The organism is Streptomyces sp. NPDC059906 (genome assembly GCF_042730645.1).
GTDB lineage: Bacteria > Actinomycetota > Actinomycetes > Streptomycetales > Streptomycetaceae > Streptomyces > Streptomyces rubrogriseus.
This window is the reverse complement of sequence record NZ_JBHWKU010000014.1, coordinates 179,553-202,256: the sequence shown is the minus strand read 5'-3', so window position 1 is coordinate 202,256 and position 22,704 is coordinate 179,553. Positions and strand designations below refer to the sequence as shown.

The window sequence follows — 22,704 nt, the reverse complement described above, 5'->3', positions numbered from 1 at the left end:
CGGGCGGCAGGCTGCCGGTGTGGCCACTTTGCTGATCGTGCATCACACGCCGTCGCCGAACTGCCGGGCGATGCTGGAATCCGTCGTGTCCGGGGCGACCGCGCCCGAGATCGAAGGGGTGCGGGTGGTCCGGCGGGCGGCGCTGGCGGCCACGGCCGTGGACGTGCTGGAGGCCGACGGGTACCTGCTGGGCACCCCGGCCAACCTCGGGTACATGTCCGGTGCGCTCAAGCACTTCTTCGACCAGGTCTACTACCCGTGCCTGGACGAGACGCGCGGCCGTCCCTTCGGCTACTACGTGCACGGGGGCAGCGACACCACGGGCGCGGTGCGGGGCATCGAGGCGGTCACGACCGGGCTCGGCTGGCAGCGTGCGGCGCCCGCGGTGAACGCGACCGGGGAGCCCGGCAAGGCCGACCTGGAGGCCTGCTGGGAGCTGGGGGCCACGCTCGCCGCCGGTCTGATGGACGACTGAGCACGCCCTGGGCGGCCGCTCGGGCGGGCTGCTTACCCAGGAGCCCGTGTGTTCCGCCCGTCCCCCCCCGCCCCGCCGGGGGGCGGGCCATGGCCCGACCCGCTCCCCCGGCCCTCGGGCCGCCACGCCCGCTCGCGCCTCAGCTCTTCGGCATGAGGACGGTGTCGATGATGTAGACGTTGGCGTTGGCGGTCTTCACGTTGCCGCAGACGACCTTGGCGGAGTCGTTGACCTGGTAGGCCTCGTCCGAGCCCGAGGTGGTGAGCTTCGACTTCTGCAGGGTGTCGAAGGAGCCGTTCTCCAGGTCCTTGGGCGCGAGCTTCTGGCCCACGACGTGGTAGGTCAGGATGTTGGTGAGCATCTCCTTGTCGTTGAGGACCTTGTCCAGGTCCGCCTTCGGGATCTTGGCGAAGGCGTCGTTGGTGGGCGCGAACACGGTGATGTTCTCGGCGTTGTTGAGCGTGTCGACCAGACCGGCCTTCTTCACCGCCGACACCAGCGTGGACAGGGCCGGGTTGTTCGAGGCGGCCGTGGCGACCGGGTCCTTGGCCATGCCGTCGAAGGAACCGGCGCCCTCCTTCGGCACCGTGGAGCAGGCCGGGCCGAACGGCTCGTCGGAGCCCGCCATGCCGCCGGAGGTGTCGGCCGACTGGTCGTCGGTCGCCGCGGGCGCGGACGACGCCGCCTGCGCGGAGTCCGAGGAACCGCTGTCGCCGTCGTCGGAACAGGCGGCCAGGGACAGGGGCAGGACGGCGGCCGCGACGACGGCGACGACGGAGCGACGAATACGGGCGTTCATGGAGAATCTCCCTGAAAACGGGCAGCGCACAGGCTGCGTTGGTGCGAAGTCGTGATGCGGAGCTGAAGTGGTGTGCGGCGGGCCGCCGAGTACGCGGTGCCGTTACGTGGTGGCCGGCCGACCCGGTTCGGGGGTCAGCCGCCGGTTCGCTGTCGGCACGGTCTCGGTTCTTCCCTCACACGGGGAATCCGGAGCGGGCCCCGGCCCGGATTGGTCGCTCACCCGATCGAGTGAAGAAGATCCGGCGACACTGCTGTGACCTGTGACTTTGCCCCTCCTCACCCGTCAAGGGCCGAGGGCCGGCCAAGGGCCGAGGGCCGAGGGCCGAGGGCCGGTCAGAACGGCGTCGCGGCTCGCAGGATGAGGAACATCGTGACGGCGGCATTCGCGGACGACATCGCCGAGACGGCGGTTCCGGCGGCCGCCGCCCACGCCGCCAGGCCCACCGACGTGAAGACCGGGGGCCAGGTGCGGGCCGCGGGGGCGGGGCCGAGCAGGGCCGCCACCCGGCGCGGCACCGGGCCTGGCGCCGCGAGACCGGCGAGGGTGGCGACGGGGGTGCCGCGCGAGACCAGGGCCGCCTTGCCGATCGCGGTCGCGACCGTCCGCCGGTCGCCGACCGTCCGTGCGGCGGTCTCGTCCGCCCACCGCTCCGCCGTGTAGGACACGGCGGTCCTGAGCGGGCGCAGGAACGGGTTGGCCAGCGCGGCCAGCCGTACGGCGAGCAGGAAGCGGTGGTGCCGGTCGGCGAGATGGGCGCGCTCGTGGGCGAACAGCGCACGCCGCTCCCCCGGTTCGAGGCAGTCGAGCAGGGCGGTGCTCACCACCACGCGGTCGCGGTGTCCGCCGGGCAGCGCGTACGCGTAGGGCACGTCGTCCGGCAGTACGGCCACCCCGGTGCCCGGCAGCCCGGCCAGCGGGCGGTGGGCGGCACGGCGCACCCTGCGGTGCCGCCACAGGGCCCGCGCCGATGCCGCGACCACGGCGCACAGCGCGGGGATCGCCGCCTTGCCGACGACCTCGTCGTAGGGCACCGCCGCCCGCACCTCCGGGTCCGACCAGCCGTCGGGGAGCGGGTTGCCCGGCAGTTGCGCGGTGCCGACCACCATCACCAGGGCCAGGCACAGCGTGCTGCACAGGGCCATCACGACGGCGACGGCGGTGAGCAGCCTGGTCGCGGTGCGCGGGTGCAGGTGCTGCTCGGCCAGCCTGGCGACCGGCCACGCCGTCAGCGGCAGGACCAGGGGCAGGAAGACGAAGACTCCCATGCGGCGTCAGCCGTCCTCCGGGGCACGCGCGTGCCCCAGCACTTCGCGCAGCAGCCGTTCGTCGTCGGGGTCCAGACCGGTGACGAAGCTGGCCAGCACGGCTTCCCGGTCGCTCTCGGCGTCCAGGACCTTGCGCATCTTCCGGGCGGCCAGTCCCGCCTGGTCGGCGGCGGGCGTCCAGGCGAAGGACCGGCCCACCCGCTCCCGGCTCACGGCACCCTTCTCCAGGAGCCGGGTCAGGATCGTGATCACCGTGGTGTAGGCGAGGTCGCCGCCGAGGCGCTCCTGCACCCAGCCGGCCGTCGCGGGCCCGTCCGCCTCGCGCAGCGCGGACAGCACCAGCGCCTCCAGCTCACCCTGCCCCCGTCGCCGCGGACGCCGGTCATCCGTCACGGCCCGCCTCCTTCCGCCGCCGATCGTCTTCCGGAGCGACATCGTATAGAAAGCTTTCTTCTACAGTGTTGTAGATTGGCGGCAGGCACGCACACACGGAAGCACGACGGACGCGACGAAGGAGAACGCAGTGGGAGTTTCCCTGGCCAAGGGCGGCAACGTCTCGCTCAGCAAGGAGGCGCCCGGCCTGACCGACGTGCTGGTGGGTCTGGGCTGGGACGTGCGCACCACGACCGGCACCGACTACGACCTGGACGCCTCGGCGCTGCTCCTCGACGCGTCGGGCAAGGTGCTCTCGGACGGGCACTTCGTCTTCTACAACAACCTCACCAGCCCGGACGGCTCGGTCGAGCACACCGGCGACAACCTCACCGGTGAGGGCGAGGGCGACGACGAGGCGGTCAAGGTGAACCTCGTCGCGGTCCCGGGCGAGGTGGACCGGATCGTCTTCCCCGTCTCGATCCACGACGCGGAGAACCGCGGCCAGAGCTTCGGCCAGGTCCGCAACGCGTTCATCCGGGTCGTCAACCAGGCGAACAACCAGGAACTCGCCCGCTACGACCTGTCCGAGGACGCCTCGACCGAGACCGCGATGGTCTTCGGCGAGCTGTACCGGCACGGCGCCGAGTGGAAGTTCCGCGCGGTCGGGCAGGGGTACGCCTCGGGTCTCGCCGGGATCGCCGCGGACTTCGGCGTCAACGTCTGATCCGTCTCCGCCCCGTCCCTGCCTCCGTCCCGTCCCTGCCTCCGCCCCGTCCCTGGGCCTGGGCCTGGGCCTGGGCCCGGGAGAGGCCGGACGGCGTCAGTGGTCGGTGGCACAGCAGCCCGCGTCGCCACCGGCGGCCGGGGCGGTGTCGAGGCGGCAGAAGCAGGACGCCTCGACCGGCACGTCCGCCAGGGCGGCGGCGAACCGCAGCTGCTGTGCCACGATCCGCGCCTCCCCCGCCCTGCCGAGCCGTACGAGGCACTCGTGGAGTCCGTGCAGGGCCCAGACGTTGTTCGGGTGCTGGAGCGGGCGGGGCAGGGTGTCGTCCAGGCCCAGGTCGGCCCGGTAGACCGCCTCGGCCTCGGCGGTCCGGCCCTGTTCCAGGAGCAGGGCGCCGTACGCGTGCCGGGTGGGCTGCATCCAGCCCCAGGGTTCGTCGTAGGGCAGGTTGTCGTCCAGCTCGATGGAGCGCTCCAGGGCGGCGAAGGCGGCGGCGTGGTCGCCCCTGCGGTACTCCAGCTCGCCGTCGAGCATGGCGGAGGCGATGGCCAGGATGTCGGCGCAGGTGTTGTTGAACAGCGTGCGGGACTCGGGCACCCGGTCGACCGCCGCCCGGAACAGATCGCGTTCGGTCTCCGCCTCCGCGACCCGGCCGGTGGCCGAGAGGGCGACGCCGCGGGCGTAGTGCAGCATCGCGGTCGTCACGCGGTACAGACGCGGGTCCTCCGGCAGCGGCAGCGCGAGGATGTCCGCCCAGCGGCCGAACCGGATCAGGACGTGCACCCGCATGGCCGGGAATGCCTCGAGCCAGTCGGCCATGGGAGGGCTCTCCACCCGCAGCAGCGCCTCGGGCACGGACGCCTCCAGACGGGCCGCGGCGTCGAGGGCGACCTCGTACTGGCCCAGGAACATCGCGCCGTAGATCTTGAAGTGGTGGTTGTGCGCGCGGTAAAGGGTGTAGAAGTTCATCGCCCCCGACCGCGCGAGGCACTTCTCGTCGGCGGCGATCGCGGCGTCGTTGTCCGACACCACCCGGCGGTAGTCGCCGCACAGCACTTCGAGGTGTGAGGGCATGTGCAGCAGGTGCCCCGCGTCCGGGACCAGGCCGCGCAGCCGGTCGGCGACCGCGAGGGCCGCCTCGGGGGTGGGCGACATCTCCATCAGGTGGATGTAGAGGTGCACGACACCGGGGTGGTCGCGGCCACCCTCCGCGGCCAGGGCACGGTCCAGCACCTCCTTCGCCGCCAGGGTGCGCGCACCCGCCGCGGGCAGCCCGGTGCGCAGGTCCCACAGCTGCCAGGGTGTCAGGTTCATCAGGGCGTCCGCGTAGAGGGTCGCCACGTCGAGGTCGTCGGGGGCCAGTTCGTACACGGCGCGCATGCCGTCGGCGTACGGCGCGTTCCACACCGAGCAGTCCTCGACGGCGCTCGCCTGCGGGTAGCGGGCGCGCAGGGCGCCGATCAGGGCCCGCTCCACCGGCGTGACCCGTCCGGCCAGGTCGTGGGCGCGTTCGACGGCGGCGTGGGTGCGGTCGACGGTCCGGGTCAGCTCCTCGGTGTCGAAGGCCTCCCACGGCTTGTTGTAGTTGGGGCCGAGTGCGTGGGCGATGCCCCAGTGGGCCATGGCGCAGTCCGGGTCCGCCGCGACGGCGGCCTCGAAGCAGGCGACGGCCTCCTCGTGGTGGAAGGCGTACGTCCACACCAGCCCGCGGTCGAACCACCGCTGGGCCTCGGGCGACGAGGTCGTCACCGGGCGCCCGTGGCCGCCCAGGTCGTAGTAGTCCATGAGGGGACGTATACCGCACCGGGGACGGTCGCGGAGCGCTTCGGCGGGCGGTCGCACGACCGGTGTCCCCGCCGGACGCGGCGCGCCCGGCGGGGGTGGGGGGACGGGAGTGGCGCGGGTCAGCCGAAGTCGACGTCGCTGCAGAGGAAGTACGTCTGGTCCATGTGCGAGGCCTGCCAGATCGTGTAGACGACGTGCCGGCCGCTCAGTCCCGAGGTGCTCACCGGGATCTCGTAGTTCCGGCTGGGCCCGTAGCTGCCCGTGCGCGCGACCTGTTGGAGGTCTCCCCAGGTCAGGGCCTGGGTGGCGGGGTCGAAGCCCTGCTTGGTGACATAGACCAGGAAGTAGTCGGCGCCGTGGCTGGCCTGGTCGTAGAGCTTGACGGTGAAGTCGTCGGTGACGTCCGTGGTCTGCCACGGGCCCACGGCGTCGAGGGAGTTGTAGCGTCCGCTCTCGGTCCGGCCGCCGCTGCAGAGCTGGCCGTCGGGGACGACCGCCTCGAAGTTGCCGGCCGAGCCGTTGCGGTAGAGGCCGTTCCAGTTCCACATGGCGTTGGGGTTGTCCTGCCACGCCTGCCAGCACATGGGGTCCTCGTCGGCCATGGCCGGGTTCTGGAAGTCGTCGCCCCAGCGCTCCCAGCAGCCGTAGTTGCGGGAGGCGGGGTCGACGACCGAGCCGTGGGCGACGGCGGTGCCGCTCCAGGGGATCAGGGTGAGCAGGACCGCGGCCAGAGTGCTGAGGGCGAGGGTCGTCGCCCGTCGGGTCCTTCCGGCGAGTCGGGTATTGGCGCGATCATGACAAGTCATGAGGCATCCTTCTTCCGCGTGGGGGGACAGCGAGGAACAGGGACTCGCGAGTGCAAGTGGGAGCGCTCCCAAGGTCTGTTCGAAGACCAGGCTGCGCCCCGGTGCGGGAATTGGCAACATCTCGAACGAGCCAAACGGCGGGTGGGCGGGGAACGGTCCCGCCCACCCGCGCTCGTGCGGCTCCGACACCCGTTACGGCGCGCGCCGCCTGGAACGGAGCAACAGCACGCAACCCCCGGCGAAGAGCACGCCGCCGACCGCCGCGGGCCAGAGCCCGAGTCCGGAACCCGTCTCGGCGAGCCCGCCCTGCGCCTGCGGTGCGGGTGCGGGTGCGGCCCCGGTGCCGCTCACGTCGTTGGGGGCGTCGGCGGGTGTCGTCGCGGCCCTGGGCTCGGCGCTCGCGGATGCGCCGGCGTCCTGGCCCTCGGCCGGGGGCTCGGGCTCGTCCCCGCCGGTCCGCCCGTCGGTCCGGCCGTCGTTCTGCTGCTCGTTCCGTCCCTCGTTCTGCCCTTCGTTCCGCTGCTCGTCCTGCTCCGCCTTCTGGTCCGGGGCCTTCCCGGCGTCCTTCCCACCTGTCTGGCCGTCCTGGCCGTCCTGGCCGGTGTCCGCAGGGGCCGAGGCCGTGGCGGTCTGCTCGGCCGGGGGCTCGGCGGTCTGCCCGTCGTCGTCGCCACCGGGCTGCCCCCCGTCGTTCCCGCCGGGCTGTTCCCCGCCCTGGCCCGGCTCGGACCCCGGAGGTGTGTCCGGACCGCACTCACGGCCGGAGTTGATGCACTCGACCATCTCGCGCATCAGGTCCTCGTCGAAGACGTTGATGAAGTCGCTGTGATCGGTGACCGGCTTGTGCAGCTGCTCGGGGAAGGAGTCGACGGCGAACAGCGGAACGGTCCGGCCGCCGTCCTCCAGGCTGGGCGCGGCCACGTCGTAGACGACCCGCTGCACCAGTCGCGGAACGGCCCGGAACCCCTCCGGGCACGTGCCGTCGGCGGCGGCGAAGGCCATGTGGGTGCGGTGGTTGGCGCTGTCGATGTTGCGGCCGTCCCAGCAGCTCTGGAAGGTGAAGGTGCGCACCACGTCGCTGCCCGAGGGGCACAGCGGGTACTTGTCCTTCAGCTGCCTGTCCTCGAAGCCGGTGCAGCTCCAGGAGGCGTTCGCGTTGGTGTTGCCGTTGACGAACGCCTTGGCGTCGCCGGTGATGATGCGCAGCAGTCGCGGCATCCCGGTGACCTTGCCGCGCTCGTTGCCCTGGAACGTCAGGGTGACCTCGGCCGGCGTGACGATCTCGCCCGCGTTGCCCTCGATGCCGCCGCCCGGCGACTGGGCGTCCTGTTCGTCGGTGCCGTTCTGGAGCCGCAGCACGGGCCAGTAGTACGAGGACTTGTCGCCCTGGTCGGCGCAGCTCGTGTCACCGGCGGCCAAGTCCTCGTCGCTGGCGAAGGCGTCGTTGGCCTGGTTGCCGACGTAGTCGTGGAAGTGGTGGGCGCCGTTGCCGACGCCGGGGGCGGCGATCAGGTTGTCCGAGTTGAACAGGCCCTCGGCGTTGACTCCGCAACTGGTGGCGAAGGAGCCGGTCGAGGCCTTCCGCTGCCGGGGCGCTCGCACGGCGTTGGGCTGGACGGACTCTATGTCGACATAGTCCGCCGCCACGGGGCCGTTGCCGGCCTGTCCGCCGTTGCCGGGCTGCTGCTGCCCGTCACCGGGCGCCTCACCCTTGCCGTCCTGCTGCCCCTGCTCCTGCCCCTGCCCCTCTTCCTGCTCCTGGCCCTGTCCTTGGTCCTGCCCCTGTTGGGCCGGGCTGCCGCTCCCCGCGTCCGCCGACGCGATCTCGGTGCGGCGCAGGGTGCACTCGGCCAGGGCGTCCAGGCCCTCGGGACGGTGGCCCGCCTCGTCGATGGCGGCGGCGATGCGCTCGATCGTCGCCGCGCGTTCCTTCTTGAGCGGGTCGAGGATCGCGCCCTCGTCGAGCGTGCCGTCGTCCGCGGTGCGGGCGGCTTCCTGAAGCCCGCGGTAGGCGGCGGCGATCTGCTCGTCGAGCTGGGCGAGTTCGGTGTCCACCTGCGGCCTGGCCCGCTCCGGAACGGCCGTGAGCCGCTCGGCCAGGTCGGGGCAGTCGACGGTGGCCGCGACCCCGGAACCGCCCAGCGGAACGGCGGCGTTGCCGGACTCGGTCGCGGAGGCGAAGACGTTCACGGCCACCAGTCCGCTGCCCCCAAGTATCAGCGCGACCGCTCCGAAGGTCGCGCGCCGCGCCCCGGTCGGGCGTCTGCGCCTGTTGTGTCCCAAGGCGTGCTCCTGTGTCGTGACGGACTCGGACATGAAATGCCCCCGGCTCCATACGGAACCGGGGGCCGGAGCGTTCAAACGCCGCTGGAATTCTCAGCTTTCCCTCACCTCACGGGCGCAGCACCAGCCGGATCGGGTCGCCCTCCTTCTTCTCCAGCCGGGCGACCGCCGCAGCGGCCTCGGCGAGCGGCAGGGCCACCGGCATGTCGGAGCCGTAGTGGCCGAGGATGCGCTGCTGAAGGTAGCTGAACCGGGTCCCGTCCGTGACGGTGAGCGGCTTGTCGGTCAGACCGGCCAGGACCAGTCGCCCCTTGGGCGCGAGGACGGAGACCGCCTGCTCCCGCACCGGCGGCACGCCCGCGAAGTCGAAGGCGGCGGCGAGCCCCGCGCCGCCCGTCGCCGCACGGACCGTCTGCCGCAGCTTGGGGTCGGCGGAGTCCAGGGCCAGGCCGGCGCCCGCGGCCAGGGCCCGTAAGGTCGCGGACACCGGTGTCACGGTCACCTCCTTCATGCCGGGGCCGACCGAGACCGACTTCTTCCGGCGGGCCGGCATGTTGGACACCAAGGTCGCCACCATGCCCAAGGACGACCCGGCGCAGGTCGGTGGCGGCCAAGGTGCTGCCCGACCGCGTCAAGGCCGCCGTACACCGCCGGACGGCCGAGCCGGGAACGGCGCGGGACGGGTGCGGCTAGCGGGTATCCGGCGGGGGGCGCGTCGCCCGAAGGGCCCCTTGTCGGCGGCCCGCTCCCGGTGGAACGATGCCGGGGCACCGGCTCACCGCACCGAAGGGACCGACCGTCGTGACCGACGACCAGGAACACCCCCGGGCGGCCGCCGCGTTCGACGCGCTGGGCGTCGAGTACGAGAAGGCGTTCGCCGCGTCGAAGACGCACCGACGGTCGCTGGAGTGGCTGCTGGCACGGCTCGCGCCGGGCAGCCGGGTGCTGGACGTGGGCAGCGGCACGGGGCGGCCCACCGCCGAGACCCTCGCGGGCGCCGGGCACGAGGTGCTGGGCGTCGACATCTCCCCCGTCATGGTGGAGCTGGCCGCACGGCAGGTGCCCGCCGCCACGTTCCGGTGCGCCGACATCCGTGACGTACCGCTGGCGGAGGAGTCGTTCGACGCCGTCTGCGTGTACTTCTCGCTGCTCCAACTCGACCGGGCGGAACAGAAGGACCTCGTCCGGCGACTGGTGCGGCTGCTGAGGCCCGGGGGGCATCTGGTCCTGGCCACCGTGCCGCTGGACGTGGAGGGCGTCGACGCCACCTTCATGGGTCAGCCGGTGCGCGTGACCAGCTTCCCGGCACAGGAGCTGATCGCCCTGGCCGAGGAAACCGGGCTGGAGGTGCTGGCGCAGGAGGCGTCGATGTTCACCCCGGCCCACCCCGACGCGCGGCCGGAGCCGCACCTCTTCCTGCACTGCCGGCGACCGGGGCAGCCCCGGATGGGGTAACCGAGCACGCCAGGAGCGGGCTCCCACGGTCACAGTGGGCACATGACAGAACCTGGCGAGCGACGGCGCCGCACCACTTCCACCGCCACGCGCGAGCGTGGCGTGCGCGACGCCCGGGACGCCGCCCGGCGCGCCGCCGACGCGCTGTCCGAGCTGATCCGGCACCACCTCGAAGGGGTCTCCGCGGTGTGCCGGGGCGAGGACGGCGGCTGGATCGTCAACGTGGACGTGCTGGAGGTGGCGCGCATCCCCGACACCACCAGTCTGCTCGCCACCTACGAGGTCGAGCTGGACCCGGCGGGCGACCTGCTCCAGTACCGCAGGATCGCGCGCTACCGGCGCGGGGCCCAGGACCAGTGAGCGGACCGTGAGGCCCGCACCCGGAAGGACCACCGCATGATCACCTACGACGACGAGGTCGTCTGCGCGCCCCGCGCCGGAACCCTCTACGACGTCCTCGAACTCATCCTCGACCGCGGCATGGTGATCGACGTCTTCGTGCGCGTCTCCCTCGTCGGTATCGAGATCCTCAAGGTGGACGCACGCATCGTGGTCGCGAGCGTCGACACCTACCTCCGGTTCGCCGAGGCCTGCAATCGGCTGGACCTGGAGCACGACGTGCGCTCCAAGACCGTGCCCGAGATGTTCGGCAGCCCGGTGGCCAAGTCCGTGGGCAGGGCCGGTGCCAGGCGGACGGCACGTTCCCTGACCGACAAGGTGCGTGACGTCCTCACGCCCGAGCACGAACACGAGGAGGAGCCGGAGGAGGCGGAAGACCGTCCCCGTGCGGGCGCCGAGCGCGGCAGGAGCACGCAGCGGCCCCGCAGCCGGCCCGCCGCACGCTCCCGCGACGAGGACGACCGTCCCCGTTCCCGCCCCCGCCGGCGCACCGAGGAGGAGGACCGATGACCGCGCCCGCCACCACCACGGCCCCCGGCTCCGCTCCCGAGGCGGCCCCGGTACCGCAGGCCCTGTACGTCTACGGCATCACCCCGGCCGGAGTCCGCACCCCGCGCTCCGCGGGCGTCGACGGCGCCCCGGTACGGCTGCTGACGGAGTCCGGGCTGTGCGCGGCGGTGTCGGCCGCGCCCCCGCGGCTGCGGCCCCGGCGCCGTGACCTGATGGCCCACCAGTCCGTCCTGGACGAACTGGCGGCGCAGGGACCGGTGCTGCCCATGCGGTTCGCGGTCCTCAGTCCGCGCACCGACGCCCTGCTCTCTCAACTGCGCTCCGACGCGGCCCACCTGACGGCACAGCTCGACGGGGTACGGGGGTGCGTGGAACTCAACGTCAAGGGGACGGTGGTTCCCGGCCACTTCGCCGATCTGGTGCGCCGGGACGACAAGCTGCGGACCCTGGCCCTGCGGACCCGGCGCCGGCCGGACTACGAGGCCAACGTCCGGCTGGGCGAGGCGATCGCCCTCGGTGTGCGCCGCGAGGCGCGGCGCGCGGCCCGGGAGGTCGTCGACCGGCTGGCCCCGCTCGCCGTCCGTACGGTCCAGGGCGCGACCGACGACGAGCAGGTGCTCAGCGCGTCGTTCCTGCTGCGCTCGGCCGACGAACCGCGGTTCAGGGAGGCGGTGGCGGCCCAGGCCCGGGACCGCGGCGACCGGCTGGCCCTCAGCGTGACCGGTCCGCTGCCCTGTTACAGCTTCGTCGACCCGCGCCCCGCGTCACCGGCCGGCCGGTGACGGGGTGGGCATCGTGAGCGGTCTCCTCCTGCTGCCCCTCGCGCCGGTGCGCGGCACGGCGTGGATCGCCGACCACCTGCTCCAGGAGGCCAGGCGCCAGGCCCACGACCCACGCGTCGTACAGGCGCGGCTGGCGGCGCTCAACCGGGCCCTGGACGAGGGCGCCATCGACGAGGCGGCCTTCGAACGGGAGGAGGAGCGCCTCCTCACCCTCCTCGAACGCCCCGCCAGGTCCACCGGGCCCACGACCCCTACGAATCAAGCGCGGAGACGACACCTATGAACGACAGCAGGACGGCCATGGCGGCTGCCGTGGCGGGCGGCTATCTCCTGGGGCGCACGAAGAAGGCCAAGCTCGCCTTCGCGGTCGGCTCCTACCTGGTGGGCCGACGTGTCGGCCTCTCCCCCGGCCAGGTGCTCGGCCAGGGGCTGGGAAGCCTGCAACGAGCGCCGCAGGTACAGGAGCTGACCGACCAGGTCCGGGGCGAGCTGCTGACCGCCGGACGCGCGGCCGTCAGCGCCGCGGCGAACCGGCGGCTCACCACCTTCGCGGACACGCTCCGCGACCGTACCGAAGCGCTCACCGGCGAGGGCCGACGGGACGACGGCGACGACGGCGACGACGGCACCTGGGACGAGGACGCCTACTTCGACGAGGAGGACCGGGCGGAAGACCGGCGGCCCGCGCCGGCACCGCCCCGGAAGACGGCCAAGAAGGCCGCTGCGCGCAAGGCGGCGCCTCCCGCGAAGAAGGCCGCGAAGAAGACGGCCGCAAAGAAGGCGGCGCCCGGGAAGCGGACGGCCGGTCCGGGCGTCCGGCGCGGGGGTGGGCGCGCATGACCCCCGACCGGAAGGGCGACGGCGGGCCGTCCCCCCTCGGAGACCTCAAGGACGCCCTGGGCGGCTACCTGTCCGCCGCGGGGCATGGACTCGTCGGCAGGGCGGGGGACCGGCTCGGCTCACTGACCGACCGCCTGACCGAGTCGGCCGACGGCGGTGGTTCCAAGGGCGGGACCGGTGGTTCCAAAGCCGGGACCGGTGGTTCCAAGGCCGGGACCGGTGGTTCCAAGGCCGGGACCGGTGATTCCCGGAGCGGGTCCGACGGTTCCAAGAGCGGATCCGGTGGTTCCAAGGGCGGCGGCAGCGTCAAGGCGACGCACGTCATGGAGACCGTCGACATCGGCGTCCCGCTGCGCACCGTCTACGACCAGTGGACGCAGCTCCAGGACTTCAGCGACTTCACCAAGGGCGTGCAGAGCGTCAGCCCCCACGACGAGGTGACCTCGGACTGGACCGCCAAGATCGCCTTCTCGACCCGCAGTTGGAAGGCGACCGTCCAGGAGCAGATCCCCGACCAGCGGATCGTCTGGACCTCCGAGGGCGCCAAGGGCAGTACCAACGGAGTCGTCACCTTCCACGAGCTGGCGCCCCGGCTGACCCGCGTCGTCGTGGTCGTCGAGTACTACCCGGCGGGCTTCTTCGAGAAGACCGGCAACCTCTGGCGCGCCCAGGGCCGGCGGCTGCGGCTGGACCTGAAGCACTTCGCGCGGCACGTGACCATGACGGACGACGAGGAGATCGAGGGCTGGCGCGGCGAGATCCGCGACGGCGAGGTCGTCAAGAGCCACGAGGAGGCGCTGGAGGAGGACGAGGACGCGGCGGACGGGTACGAGGACGACGAGGAAGGTGAGTACGACGGGGAGGAACCGGACGAGGAGGAGCCGTATGCGGACGAGGACGACGACGAGAACGACGACGAGTATGAGGACGAGGACGAGGACGAGGAACGTGCCCGCCCGCGTCGCTGACGACGCCGCCGCGGGGAGTACGCGGTGACCGACCTCGACCACCGGTATCCGGGCCAGGGGACCGAGCCCTACGGGCCGCCCTCCGGCAGCCTCGCCGACCTCCTCGAACGCGTCCTCGACAAAGGCATCGTCATCGCCGGCGACATCAAGATCGACCTGCTCGACATCGAACTGCTGACGATCAGGCTGCGGTTGTTCATCGCCTCCGTGGACACCGCGAAGAAGGCGGGCATCGACTGGTGGGAGACCGACCCCGCGCTGTCGTCCCGGGCCGCGCGGGACGCGCTCGCCGAGGAGAACGCGCGGCTGCGGGAGCGTCTGGACGTCCTGGAGGGGGCGGCCGGGGAGCCGACGGGAGCGGTGCGATGAGCGCGTCCGCCGCCGGACCGGCGGCCCCGGGACTGGTGTGCGCGTTCGCCGTCACCCGGACCCCGCCGGACCCCGCCGGGCTGGCGGCGGCCAGGGGGCACGAGGAGGGCGGCGCGCTGCGCGTGCTGCGCGCCGGCGACCTGTGCCTGGTCGTGCAGGACGTCCCCGCCGCCCTGTTCGGCGAGGAGGCGCTGACCGAGCGTCTCAACCGGCCCGAGGACCTGGAGCGCTGCGCCCGCGCCCATCACCGGGGTGTCGAGGCCGCGGCCGGGCGGGGCCCGGTCGTGCCGCTGCCGATGGCGACCCTGTACCGCGGCGACCGGACCGCGCAGCGGGCGGTGGCCGCCCGGCGGCCGGTGCTGGACACGCTGCTGGAGCGTCTGCGGGACCGTACGGAGTGGGCGGTGAAGGTGCACGCCGCCGAGGCCGCGCCCGAGGCCCCCGCGGACACCGGCGCCCCCGCCGGGCCGGGCAGCGGCGGCCGTGCCTACCTCAGCCGGGCCAGCGCACGGCGGCGGGAGCGGCAGGATACCCGCGGCAGGGCGCTGACCGAGGCGGAGGCCGTCGACGCGGCGCTGCGGTCCCACGCGGTCGCCGCGACGCGGCACCGCCCGCAGAGCGAGCGGCTGACGGGCCGCCGCGCCCCGCAACTGCTCAACGTCGCCTATCTGGTGGAGGACGCGCGGCGCGCCGACTTCACCGCCGCCCTGGCGCGGTTCACCGCCGACCGGCCGCACCCGGCCGTGCGGGTGGAGGCCTCGGGCCCGTGGATCCCGTACTCCTTCGCCCGCTGGGACGAGGACCCGCAGACCGGTCCGGACCCGCGGGTCGCCCCGGACCAGGAGGCCCCTTCATGACCGTCCCGGACGCCCGTACGCCGGGCCCCGCTCCCGTGCCCTGGGGCGGACCGGAGGCCTGCGCACCGGTCGGTGTGCCCCTGGTCGACCTGCTGGACCGGGTGCTGGCGACCGGGGTCGTGGTCAGCGGCGATCTGGTCCTGGCCGTCGCGGACGTGCCCCTGGTGCGGATCTCCCTGCACGCGCTGCTGTCGTCGGTGAACGAGCGGGTGCCCGCTCCCTGGCCGGACAGCGGGCCGCTGTGACCGCGCCCCGGGGCCGTGCCGCCCATGCCCTCGACCTGGATCCCGAGCGGGTGACGAACGACCTGGCCGCGCTGGTCATGACCGTGGTGGAACTGCTGCGCCAGCTCATGGAACGCCAGGCCGTGCGCCGCTTCGACGCGGGGACGCTGAGCGCGGAGCAGGAGGACCGGCTCGGCACGGCGCTCATGCTGCTCGACGAGCGCATGGACGACCTGTGCGCCCAGCACGGCCTGAGCCGCTCCGACCTGAACCTCGACCTGGGCCCGCTGGGCCCCCTCCTCGCCGACCCGGAACCGTAGGGACACCGGCACCCGATGCGAGCGATCGTTATGATGGCGCGGAATCGCTCAAACGAACATTCTCGGGTGGGGAGACCTGATGCGGGAGCCGGTCGATCTCAGGCGCCAGCGGATACTGGCGGCGGTCCAGGCGCGCGGTACCGCGCGGGTGCGTGACCTCGCCGACGAGTTGCAGGTCTCGGTGGTCACCGTGCGCCGGGACGTCGAGGAGCTGACGCGCGAGGGCAGGCTGAGCCGCGGGCACGGTGTCGTGCGGTCGACGCTGCCGGCCCGGGAGAGCGCCCCCGAGGCGGTCCCGGCGGCCGGGGACCGGGTGGCCGTGGTGGTGCCCGTGCGGCACTCGTACCTGACCGAGACCCTGCACGGGGCCCGGACGGTCCTGGAGCGGGCGGGGGTGCGCATGGCCCTGCACCTCGCGCCGCAGGCGTCCGGTGCCGAGCGCCCGCTGGTGGAGCGGGCGCTGGCGGACGGAGCGGACGGGCTGCTGATCGCACCGCGCTGGCGCGGCCGGGCCGACGAGGAGGCCGACCACGAGTGGCTGGCCGGGACCGGGGTGCCGACGGTGCTGATGGAGCGCCGCCCGTGGCGCGGCAGCGCGCTGCACGCCCTGGACTCGGTCTGCTCGGACCACTGGTACGGCGCGCACCTGGCGGTGGAGCACCTGGTGGGACTCGGGCACCGGCGGATCGTGGTCGCCACCCGGCACGACAGCCCCACCGCCCGTTCGCTGCGTGCCGCCTTCACGGAGATCGCCGGGGCGCATCCCCTGGTGGAGCGGTGGGCGTGGACGCTGGTCGCGCCGGAGGCCGGGGCCGACGGACCGTACTCGGCGGACGAGACGGCCGAACCGCCGGCGCTGATGCGCAAGGTGGGTGCGACCGCGATGGTGCTGCACGGCGACGTGGACGCGCTGATGGTCGTCCAGCGGCTCGCGGCGGAGGGGGTGCGGGTGCCGGAGGACTGCTCGGTGGTCGCCTACGACGACGTCGTGGCCGGTCTTGCCGCGCCCCCGCTGACGGCCGTGTCGCCGCCCAAGGCCGAGGTCGGTCACGCGGCGGCGGAACTGCTGCTCCAGCGGCTGGCCGAGGCGCCCGGCGGCCGGCGGCCGGGCCGTCGGGTCGAGCTGCTGCCGCGGCTGATGGTGCGGGGTTCGACCGACCGGTCGGCCGAACCGCTCGACGAATGAGCGTTTGAGCGTTTCATTTTCTTCTGATCGATCTATTGACCGTTTGGCGCAGGGCGTTCAGGATTCCGGTGTCTCGAAGAGTCGTGTCCGCATCCACGCGGACCCGCAGGAGCCGCGGAGGCGCCATGCCCGGACGACCCAGCCGTCGCTCCGTGCTCGCCGCGATGACCGCCCTACCCCTTGCAGGAGCCGCGAGCGCCTGCAGCGGGGGGAGCGGCGCATCGTCGGCCCGCACGGGCACCACCACCCGCATCACCTTCTGGTCCGCCCTGCGCGGCAGCCAGGAGGTGGTCGACGCGTTCAACCGCACCCACCGCACCGTCCAGGTGGAGTTCCAGCAGATCCCCTCCGGCGGGCAGGGCGGCTACGCCAAGCTCAGCAACGCCGCCCGGGCCGGGAACGCGCCCGATGTCGCCACCCTGGAGTATCCGCAGGTCCCGGGGTTCGCCATCGACGGCGTCGCCCGCGACATCACCGATCTGATGAGCGACGGCCTGCGCCGCAAGCTGCTGCCGCAGGCGCTCGGCCTGACCACCTTCGAACGCCGGGTGTTCGCCGTGCCGCTGGACGTCGAACCCATGGTGATGCACTACCGCGCCGACCTGTTCGACCACTACGGGCTCGAAGCCGCCCGCACCTGGGACGAGTTCGCCGAGCAGGCCGCGGCGGTGCGCCGCAAGGCGCCGGACCGCCGGCTGGTGCTCTTCCCGACCGACGGGATGACGCAGTTCGCGTGCTACGCGTGGCAGGCGGGCGCCCAGTGGTTCGACACCTCGAAGGGCGCCTGGAACGTCTCCCTCGCCGACGCTCCCTCGCGGCGGGTCGCCGAGTACTGGCAGGGGCTGATCGACCGGGGCGACGTCTTCGTGAACGCCGTCGAGAGCCGGCAGTCCGACGCGCAGATCGGCAACGGACTGGTCCTCACCCGCCTCACCGGCGCCTGGGACGCGGGCGCCCAGATGAACGCGCGGCCCGGGCAGAAGGGCCAGTGGCGGATCGCGCCGCTGCCGCAGTGGGACACCGGCAGCCCGTCGGCCGGCACGCACGGCGGCTCGACCTTCGCGGTCACCGCGGGCAGCAGGCACCCGGAGGCCGCCATGGAGTTCATCGACTGGCAGGTCTCCCACCCGGACGCCCTGCGGGCCCGGCTCTCCAGCGGCACCAGCAGCCAGTACCCGGCCGCCCCCGGCCTGGTCGCGGTGGGCCGCGAGGCCTTCGACCGCTCGTACTACGGCGGGCAGGACATCTACCGCCTGTTCGAGCAGGAGGCCGAGAAGATCGGCGACCAGTGGCTGTGGGGCCCGCGGATGAGCGCCACCCAGAAGGTCATGCAGGACTCCTTCGCCCGCGTCGGCGGCGGCCAGGGCAGCCTCGTCGAGTCGCTGCGCACCGCGCAGGAGGGCACCATGCCCGACCTCAAGGCCCTCGGCCTGTCCACCACCCAGCACAGCACCTGAGCCGACGAAAGGCAGGTGACACACCCATGACCACGACCACCCACCCACGGGTGCCGGCCGGCACGGCCCGCGCCGCCTCCCCGGCGCCCCCGGCCTCCGGCCTGCGCGCCCGCAGAGCGGCCAAGCGCCGCCAGCTGACCGCCGCCGGCGTCCTCATGACGCCGTTCTTCGCCCTGCTGGTCACCGTCTTCCTGATCCCCGTCGGCACCGCCGTCTACCTCAGCTTCTTCAGCGACGACCAGCCCGGCCTCGGCTTCGGCCCGGAGCGCCAGGTCTTCGTCGGGCTGCGCTCCTACGCGTCCGTGCTCACCGACCCCACCTTCCTCGGCGGGCTCGGCACGGTAGCCCTGTACTGCCTGATCTACATCCCCCTGATGGTCCTGGGCGCGCTCGCCCTCGCCCTGCTCCTCGACTCGGGCGTGGTCCGGCTGCGCGGCCTCGCCCAACTCGGCCTGTTCCTGCCGCACGCGGTGCCCGGCATCATCGCGGCCCTGATCTGGCTGTACCTGTACACGCCCGGCATCAGCCCGGTCATCGAGCTGTTCGCGAAGGGCGACATCACGATCGACTTCCTCGGCGTACACACCGTGATCCCGTCCATCGTGAACATCGCCCTGTGGAGCAACCTCGGCTACAACATGGTGGTCTTCTACGCCGCCCTCCAGGCCGTGCCCCGCGAGGTCATCGAGGCGTCCGTCGTCGACGGCGCCGGCCCGGTGCGCACGGCCCTCCAGGTCAAGACGCCGCTGGTGCGCGCCTCGATCGTCATGGTCGCCATCTTCACCCTGATCTGGGCGCTCCAGCTGTTCACCGAGCCGATGCTGCTCAGCCAGTCCTCCCCGATGATCAACTCGCGGTTCTCGCCCAGCATGTACATCTACGACGCGGCCTTCACCCGCAACAACTACAGCCTCGCGGCGGCCGCCTCGGTGGTCCTGCTGGTGTGCACCATCGCCCTGTCGTACGGCGTGACCCGCTTCACCAGCCGCGCCGACTCCGAGGAGGCCCGATGAGCGCCACCGACAGCACCCTGCTCCGCCCGAGGCTCCTGGGCCGTGCCACCGTCAACGTGGTCGTCGCCGTCTCCGTCCTCTACACGCTGCTGCCGGTGCTGTGGCTGGTGCTGGCCTCGGCCAAGAACCGCGACGCCCTGTTCAGCAGCGACCTGCTCTCCCTGAGCGACTTCTCCTTCCTGCAGAACCTGAAGGACCTGTTCGCCATGGACGGCGGACTGTACGGCCGCTGGTACGTCAACAGCCTGCTGTACGCGGTGATCGGCGCCGCCGTCGGCGCGCTGGTGAGCGTGGCCTGCGGCTACGCCTTCGACAAGTACCGCTTCCGGCACAAGGAGAAGCTGTTCGGCCTGGTCCTCGCGGCGGTCATGGTGCCGCAGACGGTGCTCGCGCTGCCGCTGTACCTGATGGCCTCCGAGGCCGGCCTGGTCAACACCTTCTGGGCGGTGTTCATCCCGGTGCTGTTCAATCCGTTCGGCGTCTACCTCGGCCGGATCTTCGCCCGGGGCTACGTGCCCGACGAGGTCCTGGAGGCCGCGCGCGTGGACGGGGCCGGAGAGCTGACCACCTACGCCCGGGTGGCGCTCAGGATGCTCGGACCCGGGCTGATCACCGTCTTCCTCTTCCAGCTCACCGCCATCTGGAACAACTTCTTCCTGCCCATGGTGATGCTGTCCGACCAGGACCTGTATCCCGTCAGTCTCGGCCTGTACCAGTGGAACAGCTCGGCGTCCGTGTCGCCCGAGTACTACCCCGTGGTGATCATGGGCTCGCTGCTCGCCGTACTGCCGCTCATCCTCGCCTTCGTGCTGCTCCAGCGATTCTGGCGCAGCGGCCTGACCGCCGGAGCCGTCAAGTGACCGTGCACGCCCCCGGACCCGGCCACCGGCCCCGTGCCGCCGTGGCCATGTCCCCGGACGCCGCCTCGGCCGTCCTCGACCCCCAGTCCCTCGCCGCCTTCCGCCGGGTCTGCGACCTCGCGCCGTTCCCGGTGCTGGACGACCTGACGACGGCGCGGGCGAGATCCGTACTGGCGGACGTGGAGCTGCTGATCACCGGGTGGGGCTGTCCGCCGCTGGACGCGGAGGTGCTGCGGTCGGCGCCCCGGCTGCGGGCCGTGGTGCACACGGCGGGCAGTGTCCGCGGCCACGTGACGGACGCCTGCTGGGAGCGGGGCGTCGAGGTCTCCTCGGCCGCCGCGGCCAACGCGCTGCCGGTGGCCGAGTACACCCTCGGCATGATCCTGCTGAGCGGCAAGCGGGTCCTGGAGCGGGCCCGCGACTACCGGGCCTCCCGGGTGCGCGGGAACTGGCTGCGCACCTCGCGCGGCGTCGGCAACTACCGGCGCACGGTGGGCATCCTGTCCGCCTCGCTGATCGGGCGCCGGGTCGTGGAGCTGCTGCGGCCGCACGACGTCGAGGTCCTGCTGCACGACCCGTACGTGAGCGACGCGGAGGCCGCCGAGCTGGGCGTCGGCAACGTGGGGCTGCGGGAGCTGTTCGCGCGCTGCGACACCGTCAGCGTGCACACCCCGCTGCTGCCCACCACCCGCGCTCTGGTGAGCCGTCCGCTGATCGAGGCGATGCCGGCCGACGCGGTGCTGATCAACACCTCGCGGGGCGCGGTGATCGACCAGGACGCGCTCACCGACGCCGTGCTGGCGGGCCGCATCCGGGCCGTCCTGGACGTCACCGACCCCGAGGCGCTGCCGCCGGAGCACCCGCTGTGGGACTGCGAGCACGCCCTGATCACCCCGCACCTCGCCGGTTCGGAGGGCAACGAGTGGCGCCGTCTCGCCGATCTCGCCCTCGCCGAGACGACCCGCTGGGCGTCCGGCACCGGCTTCCTCCATCCCGTACGACGCGAAAGGCTGGCGTTCCTGGCATGAGCATCCCGTTCGAACTGCCCACCGAGGACCGTGCGTCGAGCCCGTACACCGGTTACACCCGGGCCCACTGGGAGGCCGTCGCGGACGGGCTGCTGTGGGCCGCGTGGCGCTGGGGCACCCCGGGCCGCGCCCTGCTCGACCTGCCGGGGCGGCCCTCGCGCTCGGGGGTGCGCTCCGACGGTCTGGAGGGTTTCGCGCGGACCTTCCTCGCGGCGGGCTTCCGCGTCGCGGGGGCGGACGGCGCGGACCCGCACGGCTGGCTGGACCGCTACGCCGAGGGCCTCGCCTCGGGCACCCGCACTCCCGGGCGCGACGACACCGAGTCGTGGCCGCTGATCCTCGACCACGACGTGCAGGGCCAGCCCATGGTCGAGTCCGCCTCGGTGGCACTCGGGCTGCGGCTGACCGCGCCCTGGCTGTGGAAGCACCTCGACTCCGGCGTCCAGGACCGGGTGGAGGAGTGGCTGCGCGGGGCGCTGCGGCACGTCCCGGCGCCCAACAACTGGTACCTGTTCCCGTACACGGTCGCCGGGTTCCTGGAGTCGGTCGGCCGCGGCGACGCCGAGACGGCCGCGGCGCGGCACCGGGCGCTGGAGCTGATGGAGGGCTGGTACCGGGGCGGGGGCTGGTACGCCGACGGCGACGGACGCGCCTTCGACCACTACAACGGCTGGGCGCTGCACCTCTACCCGGTGCTCGACGCCCGCCTCGGCGGCGACACCGACGTCCTCGCCCGCTACGGGGACCGGTTGCGCGCCCACCTGGACGGCTTCGCGCTGATGTTCGGCTCCGACGGGGCGCCGCTGCACTTCGGGCGCTCGCTCACCTACCGTTTCGCCGCGTCGGCGGCCGTCGGCCTGGGCGCGCTGACCGGGCACACCCCGCTGACGCCGGGTGCCTCGCGGCGGCTGGTCAGCGGCAGCCTGCGGTACTTCGTGGACCGCGGGGCGCTGACCGACGAGGGGTTGCTGAGCCTCGGCTGGTACGGCCCGCACGAGGCGACCCTGCAGTCGTACTCGGGTCCGGCCTCCCCGTACTGGGCGTCGAAGGCGTTCGTCTCGCTGCTCGCTCCCGCGGACCACCCGCTGTGGACGGCGCCGGAGGAACCCGCGCCGGTGGAGGAGGCCGACCGGGTCCTGGCGCTGCCCGCGCCGGGGGTGCTGGTGCAGGCGACCCGCGCCGACGGGATCGTACGGCTGCACAACCACGGCAGCGACCACGTCCGCCCGCACGAGGGCGAGTCGGCGGCCGAGGACGACCCGCACTACGGCCGGCAGGCCTACTCGACCCGGACGGGTCCCACGGCGCGGGAGAACGTCGCGGACAACCACCTGTCGGTCGAGGTGGACGGCCGGCCGAGCGTGCGGCGCCGCCTCCATCCGCTGGGGGCGGGAGGCGGCGACGGCTGGGGCTGGGCGGCATCCTGGCACCGGCCGGTGTTCGTGGCCGGACCGCCGATGGTGCCGGGGCTGCGGGTGGAGAGCGTCACCATGGCCCGGGGGCCGTACGAACTGCGGGTGCACCGGGTGGTCGGAGCACCGCCCGGGGCCCGGGTCACCCACACCGGGTGGGCCACCGGTCCCGAGGAGCCGCTGACCTCCACGCTTCGCGGGCTGCACGGCTGGGAGCCCGAGGCGGAGACCGTGCGCGCCCCGCAGGGCACGGCGTACGTGCCGTGGGCGGAGCTGCCCCGGCTGTCCGGTCCGGCGGGCGGCACCTCCGTGCACGTCGCCCTGGCCGCGCTGACCGGTGCACCGGCGAGCGTCCCGGCCGATGGGGCCGTCGCCGAGGTGGTGCCCGGTGAGGACCGCGTGGAGGTCGTCTGGACGGCCGACGGCACCCGCACCAGGGTGTCGTTCGAGCCGGTGACGGTGACACACACGGAGGGTTAGGGCCTGTCCGGTGTGCTTCGAGGGCCCCG

At 73.1% G+C, this 22,704-nt stretch carries 25 protein-coding genes and 2 pseudogenes; 20 read left to right on the top strand and 7 right to left on the bottom strand.

All coding sequences use genetic code 11. From position 1 onward, the window contains the following. The first annotated feature begins 19 nt into the window (after positions 1-19). Complete coding sequence (locus ACFV9J_RS22540; RefSeq protein WP_385356622.1) at positions 20-475, top strand: flavodoxin family protein; 456 nt, start codon at positions 20-22, stop codon at positions 473-475. A 139-nt stretch (positions 476-614) separates the two neighbouring features. On the opposite strand, the gene ACFV9J_RS22535 is transcribed toward ACFV9J_RS22540, so the two are convergent. From ACFV9J_RS22535 to ACFV9J_RS22525, 3 genes are all read right to left on the bottom strand, one after another. Further along, on the bottom strand, positions 615-1,274 hold the full coding sequence (locus ACFV9J_RS22535; RefSeq protein WP_385356621.1) for a fasciclin domain-containing protein: 660 nt from the start codon (positions 1,272-1,274) through the stop codon (positions 615-617). Between the two features lie 335 nt (positions 1,275-1,609). Further along, positions 1,610-2,542, bottom strand: coding sequence for a M56 family metallopeptidase (locus ACFV9J_RS22530; RefSeq protein WP_385356620.1), 933 nt, complete (start codon positions 2,540-2,542; stop codon positions 1,610-1,612). Positions 2,543-2,548: 6 nt separating this feature from the next. Continuing rightward, on the bottom strand, positions 2,549-2,977 hold the full coding sequence (locus ACFV9J_RS22525) for a BlaI/MecI/CopY family transcriptional regulator (RefSeq protein ID WP_385356619.1): 429 nt from the start codon (positions 2,975-2,977) through the stop codon (positions 2,549-2,551). Positions 2,978-3,065: 88 nt separating this feature from the next. On the opposite strand from ACFV9J_RS22525, the gene ACFV9J_RS22520 reads away from it, so the two are divergent. Next, the gene (locus ACFV9J_RS22520) at positions 3,066-3,641 is read left to right on the top strand and encodes a TerD family protein (RefSeq protein ID WP_385356618.1); all 576 of its coding nucleotides are present in this window, start codon (positions 3,066-3,068) and stop codon (positions 3,639-3,641) included. Positions 3,642-3,737: 96 nt separating this feature from the next. Here the strand turns inward: ACFV9J_RS22520 and ACFV9J_RS22515 are convergent, their stop codons facing one another. The 4 genes and pseudogenes from ACFV9J_RS22515 to ACFV9J_RS22500 form a co-directional block, all read right to left on the bottom strand. Next, entirely contained in the window at positions 3,738-5,426 is a 1,689-nt protein-coding gene (locus tag ACFV9J_RS22515) for a hypothetical protein (protein ID WP_385356616.1), read from the bottom strand. A 119-nt stretch (positions 5,427-5,545) separates the two neighbouring features. Then, on the bottom strand, positions 5,546-6,232 hold the full coding sequence (locus tag ACFV9J_RS22510) for a lytic polysaccharide monooxygenase (protein ID WP_385356614.1): 687 nt from the start codon (positions 6,230-6,232) through the stop codon (positions 5,546-5,548). A 192-nt stretch (positions 6,233-6,424) separates the two neighbouring features. Next, complete coding sequence (locus ACFV9J_RS22505; RefSeq protein ID WP_385356643.1) at positions 6,425-8,428, bottom strand: DUF1996 domain-containing protein; 2,004 nt, start codon at positions 8,426-8,428, stop codon at positions 6,425-6,427. A 196-nt stretch (positions 8,429-8,624) separates the two neighbouring features. After that, positions 8,625-8,987, bottom strand: a pseudogene (locus ACFV9J_RS22500) (zinc-binding dehydrogenase); the annotation flags it as partial. Here ACFV9J_RS22500 and ACFV9J_RS22495 point away from each other — a divergent pair. The 18 genes and pseudogenes from ACFV9J_RS22495 to ACFV9J_RS22410 form a co-directional block, all read left to right on the top strand. Continuing rightward, a pseudogene (locus ACFV9J_RS22495) lies at positions 8,977-9,208 on the top strand (oxidoreductase); the annotation flags it as partial. The pseudogenes ACFV9J_RS22500 and ACFV9J_RS22495 overlap by 11 nt on opposite strands. 66 nt (positions 9,209-9,274) lie before the next feature. Further along, a complete protein-coding gene (locus ACFV9J_RS22490) occupies positions 9,275-9,970 on the top strand; it encodes a class I SAM-dependent methyltransferase (RefSeq protein WP_385356613.1) in 696 nt (231 codons plus the stop codon). Between the two features lie 42 nt (positions 9,971-10,012). Continuing rightward, positions 10,013-10,330, top strand: coding sequence for a gas vesicle protein (locus ACFV9J_RS22485; protein ID WP_003978213.1), 318 nt, complete (start codon positions 10,013-10,015; stop codon positions 10,328-10,330). A 36-nt stretch (positions 10,331-10,366) separates the two neighbouring features. Further along, positions 10,367-10,879: a gas vesicle structural protein GvpA gene (locus ACFV9J_RS22480; protein WP_385356611.1), complete on the top strand. Its 513-nt coding sequence runs from the start codon at positions 10,367-10,369 to the stop codon at positions 10,877-10,879. Next, the gene (locus ACFV9J_RS22475) at positions 10,876-11,661 is read left to right on the top strand and encodes a GvpL/GvpF family gas vesicle protein (protein ID WP_385356610.1); all 786 of its coding nucleotides are present in this window, start codon (positions 10,876-10,878) and stop codon (positions 11,659-11,661) included. The genes ACFV9J_RS22480 and ACFV9J_RS22475 overlap by 4 nt, the downstream gene beginning before the upstream one ends. Before the next feature lie 4 nt (positions 11,662-11,665). Then, positions 11,666-11,944 (top strand): gas vesicle protein GvpG, encoded by a 279-nt coding sequence (locus ACFV9J_RS22470; RefSeq protein WP_385356608.1) that lies wholly within the window; start codon positions 11,666-11,668, stop codon positions 11,942-11,944. Next, positions 11,941-12,501 carry a hypothetical protein gene (locus ACFV9J_RS22465; protein WP_385356607.1) on the top strand — a complete coding sequence of 187 codons (561 nt, stop codon included), beginning with the start codon at positions 11,941-11,943 and terminating at the stop codon, positions 12,499-12,501. Before ACFV9J_RS22470 ends, ACFV9J_RS22465 begins: the two co-directional genes overlap by 4 nt. Beyond that, a complete protein-coding gene (locus ACFV9J_RS22460; RefSeq protein WP_385356605.1) occupies positions 12,498-13,469 on the top strand; it encodes an SRPBCC family protein in 972 nt (323 codons plus the stop codon). The genes ACFV9J_RS22465 and ACFV9J_RS22460 overlap by 4 nt, the downstream gene beginning before the upstream one ends. Positions 13,470-13,493: 24 nt before the next feature. Next, positions 13,494-13,838, top strand: a complete 345-nt coding sequence (locus ACFV9J_RS22455) for a gas vesicle protein (RefSeq protein WP_385356604.1) — start codon at positions 13,494-13,496, stop codon at positions 13,836-13,838. Then, on the top strand, positions 13,835-14,695 hold the full coding sequence (locus tag ACFV9J_RS22450; RefSeq protein WP_385356603.1) for a GvpL/GvpF family gas vesicle protein: 861 nt from the start codon (positions 13,835-13,837) through the stop codon (positions 14,693-14,695). The genes ACFV9J_RS22455 and ACFV9J_RS22450 overlap by 4 nt, the downstream gene beginning before the upstream one ends. Further along, entirely contained in the window at positions 14,692-14,940 is a 249-nt protein-coding gene (locus ACFV9J_RS22445) for a gas vesicle protein (RefSeq protein WP_385356602.1), read from the top strand. Before ACFV9J_RS22450 ends, ACFV9J_RS22445 begins: the two co-directional genes overlap by 4 nt. Beyond that, positions 14,937-15,239 (top strand): gas vesicle protein K, encoded by a 303-nt coding sequence (locus ACFV9J_RS22440; protein ID WP_385356601.1) that lies wholly within the window; start codon positions 14,937-14,939, stop codon positions 15,237-15,239. Before ACFV9J_RS22445 ends, ACFV9J_RS22440 begins: the two co-directional genes overlap by 4 nt. 79 nt (positions 15,240-15,318) lie before the next feature. Beyond that, on the top strand, positions 15,319-16,425 hold the full coding sequence (locus ACFV9J_RS22435) for a substrate-binding domain-containing protein (protein ID WP_385356600.1): 1,107 nt from the start codon (positions 15,319-15,321) through the stop codon (positions 16,423-16,425). A 125-nt stretch (positions 16,426-16,550) separates the two neighbouring features. Next, on the top strand, positions 16,551-17,882 hold the full coding sequence (locus tag ACFV9J_RS22430; protein WP_385356598.1) for an extracellular solute-binding protein: 1,332 nt from the start codon (positions 16,551-16,553) through the stop codon (positions 17,880-17,882). A gap of 26 nt (positions 17,883-17,908) precedes the next feature. Continuing rightward, positions 17,909-18,895, top strand: coding sequence for a carbohydrate ABC transporter permease (locus ACFV9J_RS22425; protein WP_385356596.1), 987 nt, complete (start codon positions 17,909-17,911; stop codon positions 18,893-18,895). After that, entirely contained in the window at positions 18,892-19,755 is an 864-nt protein-coding gene (locus ACFV9J_RS22420; protein ID WP_385356595.1) for a carbohydrate ABC transporter permease, read from the top strand. Before ACFV9J_RS22425 ends, ACFV9J_RS22420 begins: the two co-directional genes overlap by 4 nt. Beyond that, positions 19,752-20,783, top strand: coding sequence for a hydroxyacid dehydrogenase (locus ACFV9J_RS22415; RefSeq protein WP_385356594.1), 1,032 nt, complete (start codon positions 19,752-19,754; stop codon positions 20,781-20,783). Before ACFV9J_RS22420 ends, ACFV9J_RS22415 begins: the two co-directional genes overlap by 4 nt. Next, the gene (locus tag ACFV9J_RS22410; protein WP_385356593.1) at positions 20,780-22,675 is read left to right on the top strand and encodes a DUF2264 domain-containing protein; all 1,896 of its coding nucleotides are present in this window, start codon (positions 20,780-20,782) and stop codon (positions 22,673-22,675) included. The genes ACFV9J_RS22415 and ACFV9J_RS22410 overlap by 4 nt, the downstream gene beginning before the upstream one ends. The last annotated feature ends 29 nt before the right edge of the window (positions 22,676-22,704 follow it).

What these genes read in the sequence shown, in the direction of transcription:
- ACFV9J_RS22480 (WP_385356611.1), top strand. Translation starts at nt 10,367, where the DNA reads ATGATCACCTACGACGACGAGGTCGTCTGCGCGCCCCGCGCCGGAACC.
- ACFV9J_RS22485 (WP_003978213.1), top strand. Translation starts at nt 10,013, where the DNA reads ATGACAGAACCTGGCGAGCGACGGCGCCGCACCACTTCCACCGCCACG.
- ACFV9J_RS22515 (WP_385356616.1), bottom strand. Translation starts at nt 5,426, where the DNA reads ATGGACTACTACGACCTGGGCGGCCACGGGCGCCCGGTGACGACCTCG.
- ACFV9J_RS22460 (WP_385356605.1), top strand. Translation starts at nt 12,498, where the DNA reads ATGACCCCCGACCGGAAGGGCGACGGCGGGCCGTCCCCCCTCGGAGAC.
- ACFV9J_RS22445 (WP_385356602.1), top strand. Translation starts at nt 14,692, where the DNA reads ATGACCGTCCCGGACGCCCGTACGCCGGGCCCCGCTCCCGTGCCCTGG.
- ACFV9J_RS22410 (WP_385356593.1), top strand. Translation starts at nt 20,780, where the DNA reads ATGAGCATCCCGTTCGAACTGCCCACCGAGGACCGTGCGTCGAGCCCG.
- ACFV9J_RS22420 (WP_385356595.1), top strand. Translation starts at nt 18,892, where the DNA reads ATGAGCGCCACCGACAGCACCCTGCTCCGCCCGAGGCTCCTGGGCCGT.
- ACFV9J_RS22535 (WP_385356621.1), bottom strand. Translation starts at nt 1,274, where the DNA reads ATGAACGCCCGTATTCGTCGCTCCGTCGTCGCCGTCGTCGCGGCCGCC.
- ACFV9J_RS22425 (WP_385356596.1), top strand. Translation starts at nt 17,909, where the DNA reads ATGACCACGACCACCCACCCACGGGTGCCGGCCGGCACGGCCCGCGCC.
- ACFV9J_RS22510 (WP_385356614.1), bottom strand. Translation starts at nt 6,232, where the DNA reads ATGACTTGTCATGATCGCGCCAATACCCGACTCGCCGGAAGGACCCGA.
- ACFV9J_RS22530 (WP_385356620.1), bottom strand. Translation starts at nt 2,542, where the DNA reads ATGGGAGTCTTCGTCTTCCTGCCCCTGGTCCTGCCGCTGACGGCGTGG.
- ACFV9J_RS22465 (WP_385356607.1), top strand. Translation starts at nt 11,941, where the DNA reads ATGAACGACAGCAGGACGGCCATGGCGGCTGCCGTGGCGGGCGGCTAT.
- ACFV9J_RS22525 (WP_385356619.1), bottom strand. Translation starts at nt 2,977, where the DNA reads ATGTCGCTCCGGAAGACGATCGGCGGCGGAAGGAGGCGGGCCGTGACG.
- ACFV9J_RS22435 (WP_385356600.1), top strand. Translation starts at nt 15,319, where the DNA reads ATGCGGGAGCCGGTCGATCTCAGGCGCCAGCGGATACTGGCGGCGGTC.
- ACFV9J_RS22490 (WP_385356613.1), top strand. Translation starts at nt 9,275, where the DNA reads ATGCCGGGGCACCGGCTCACCGCACCGAAGGGACCGACCGTCGTGACC.
- ACFV9J_RS22430 (WP_385356598.1), top strand. Translation starts at nt 16,551, where the DNA reads ATGCCCGGACGACCCAGCCGTCGCTCCGTGCTCGCCGCGATGACCGCC.
- ACFV9J_RS22450 (WP_385356603.1), top strand. Translation starts at nt 13,835, where the DNA reads ATGAGCGCGTCCGCCGCCGGACCGGCGGCCCCGGGACTGGTGTGCGCG.
- ACFV9J_RS22475 (WP_385356610.1), top strand. Translation starts at nt 10,876, where the DNA reads ATGACCGCGCCCGCCACCACCACGGCCCCCGGCTCCGCTCCCGAGGCG.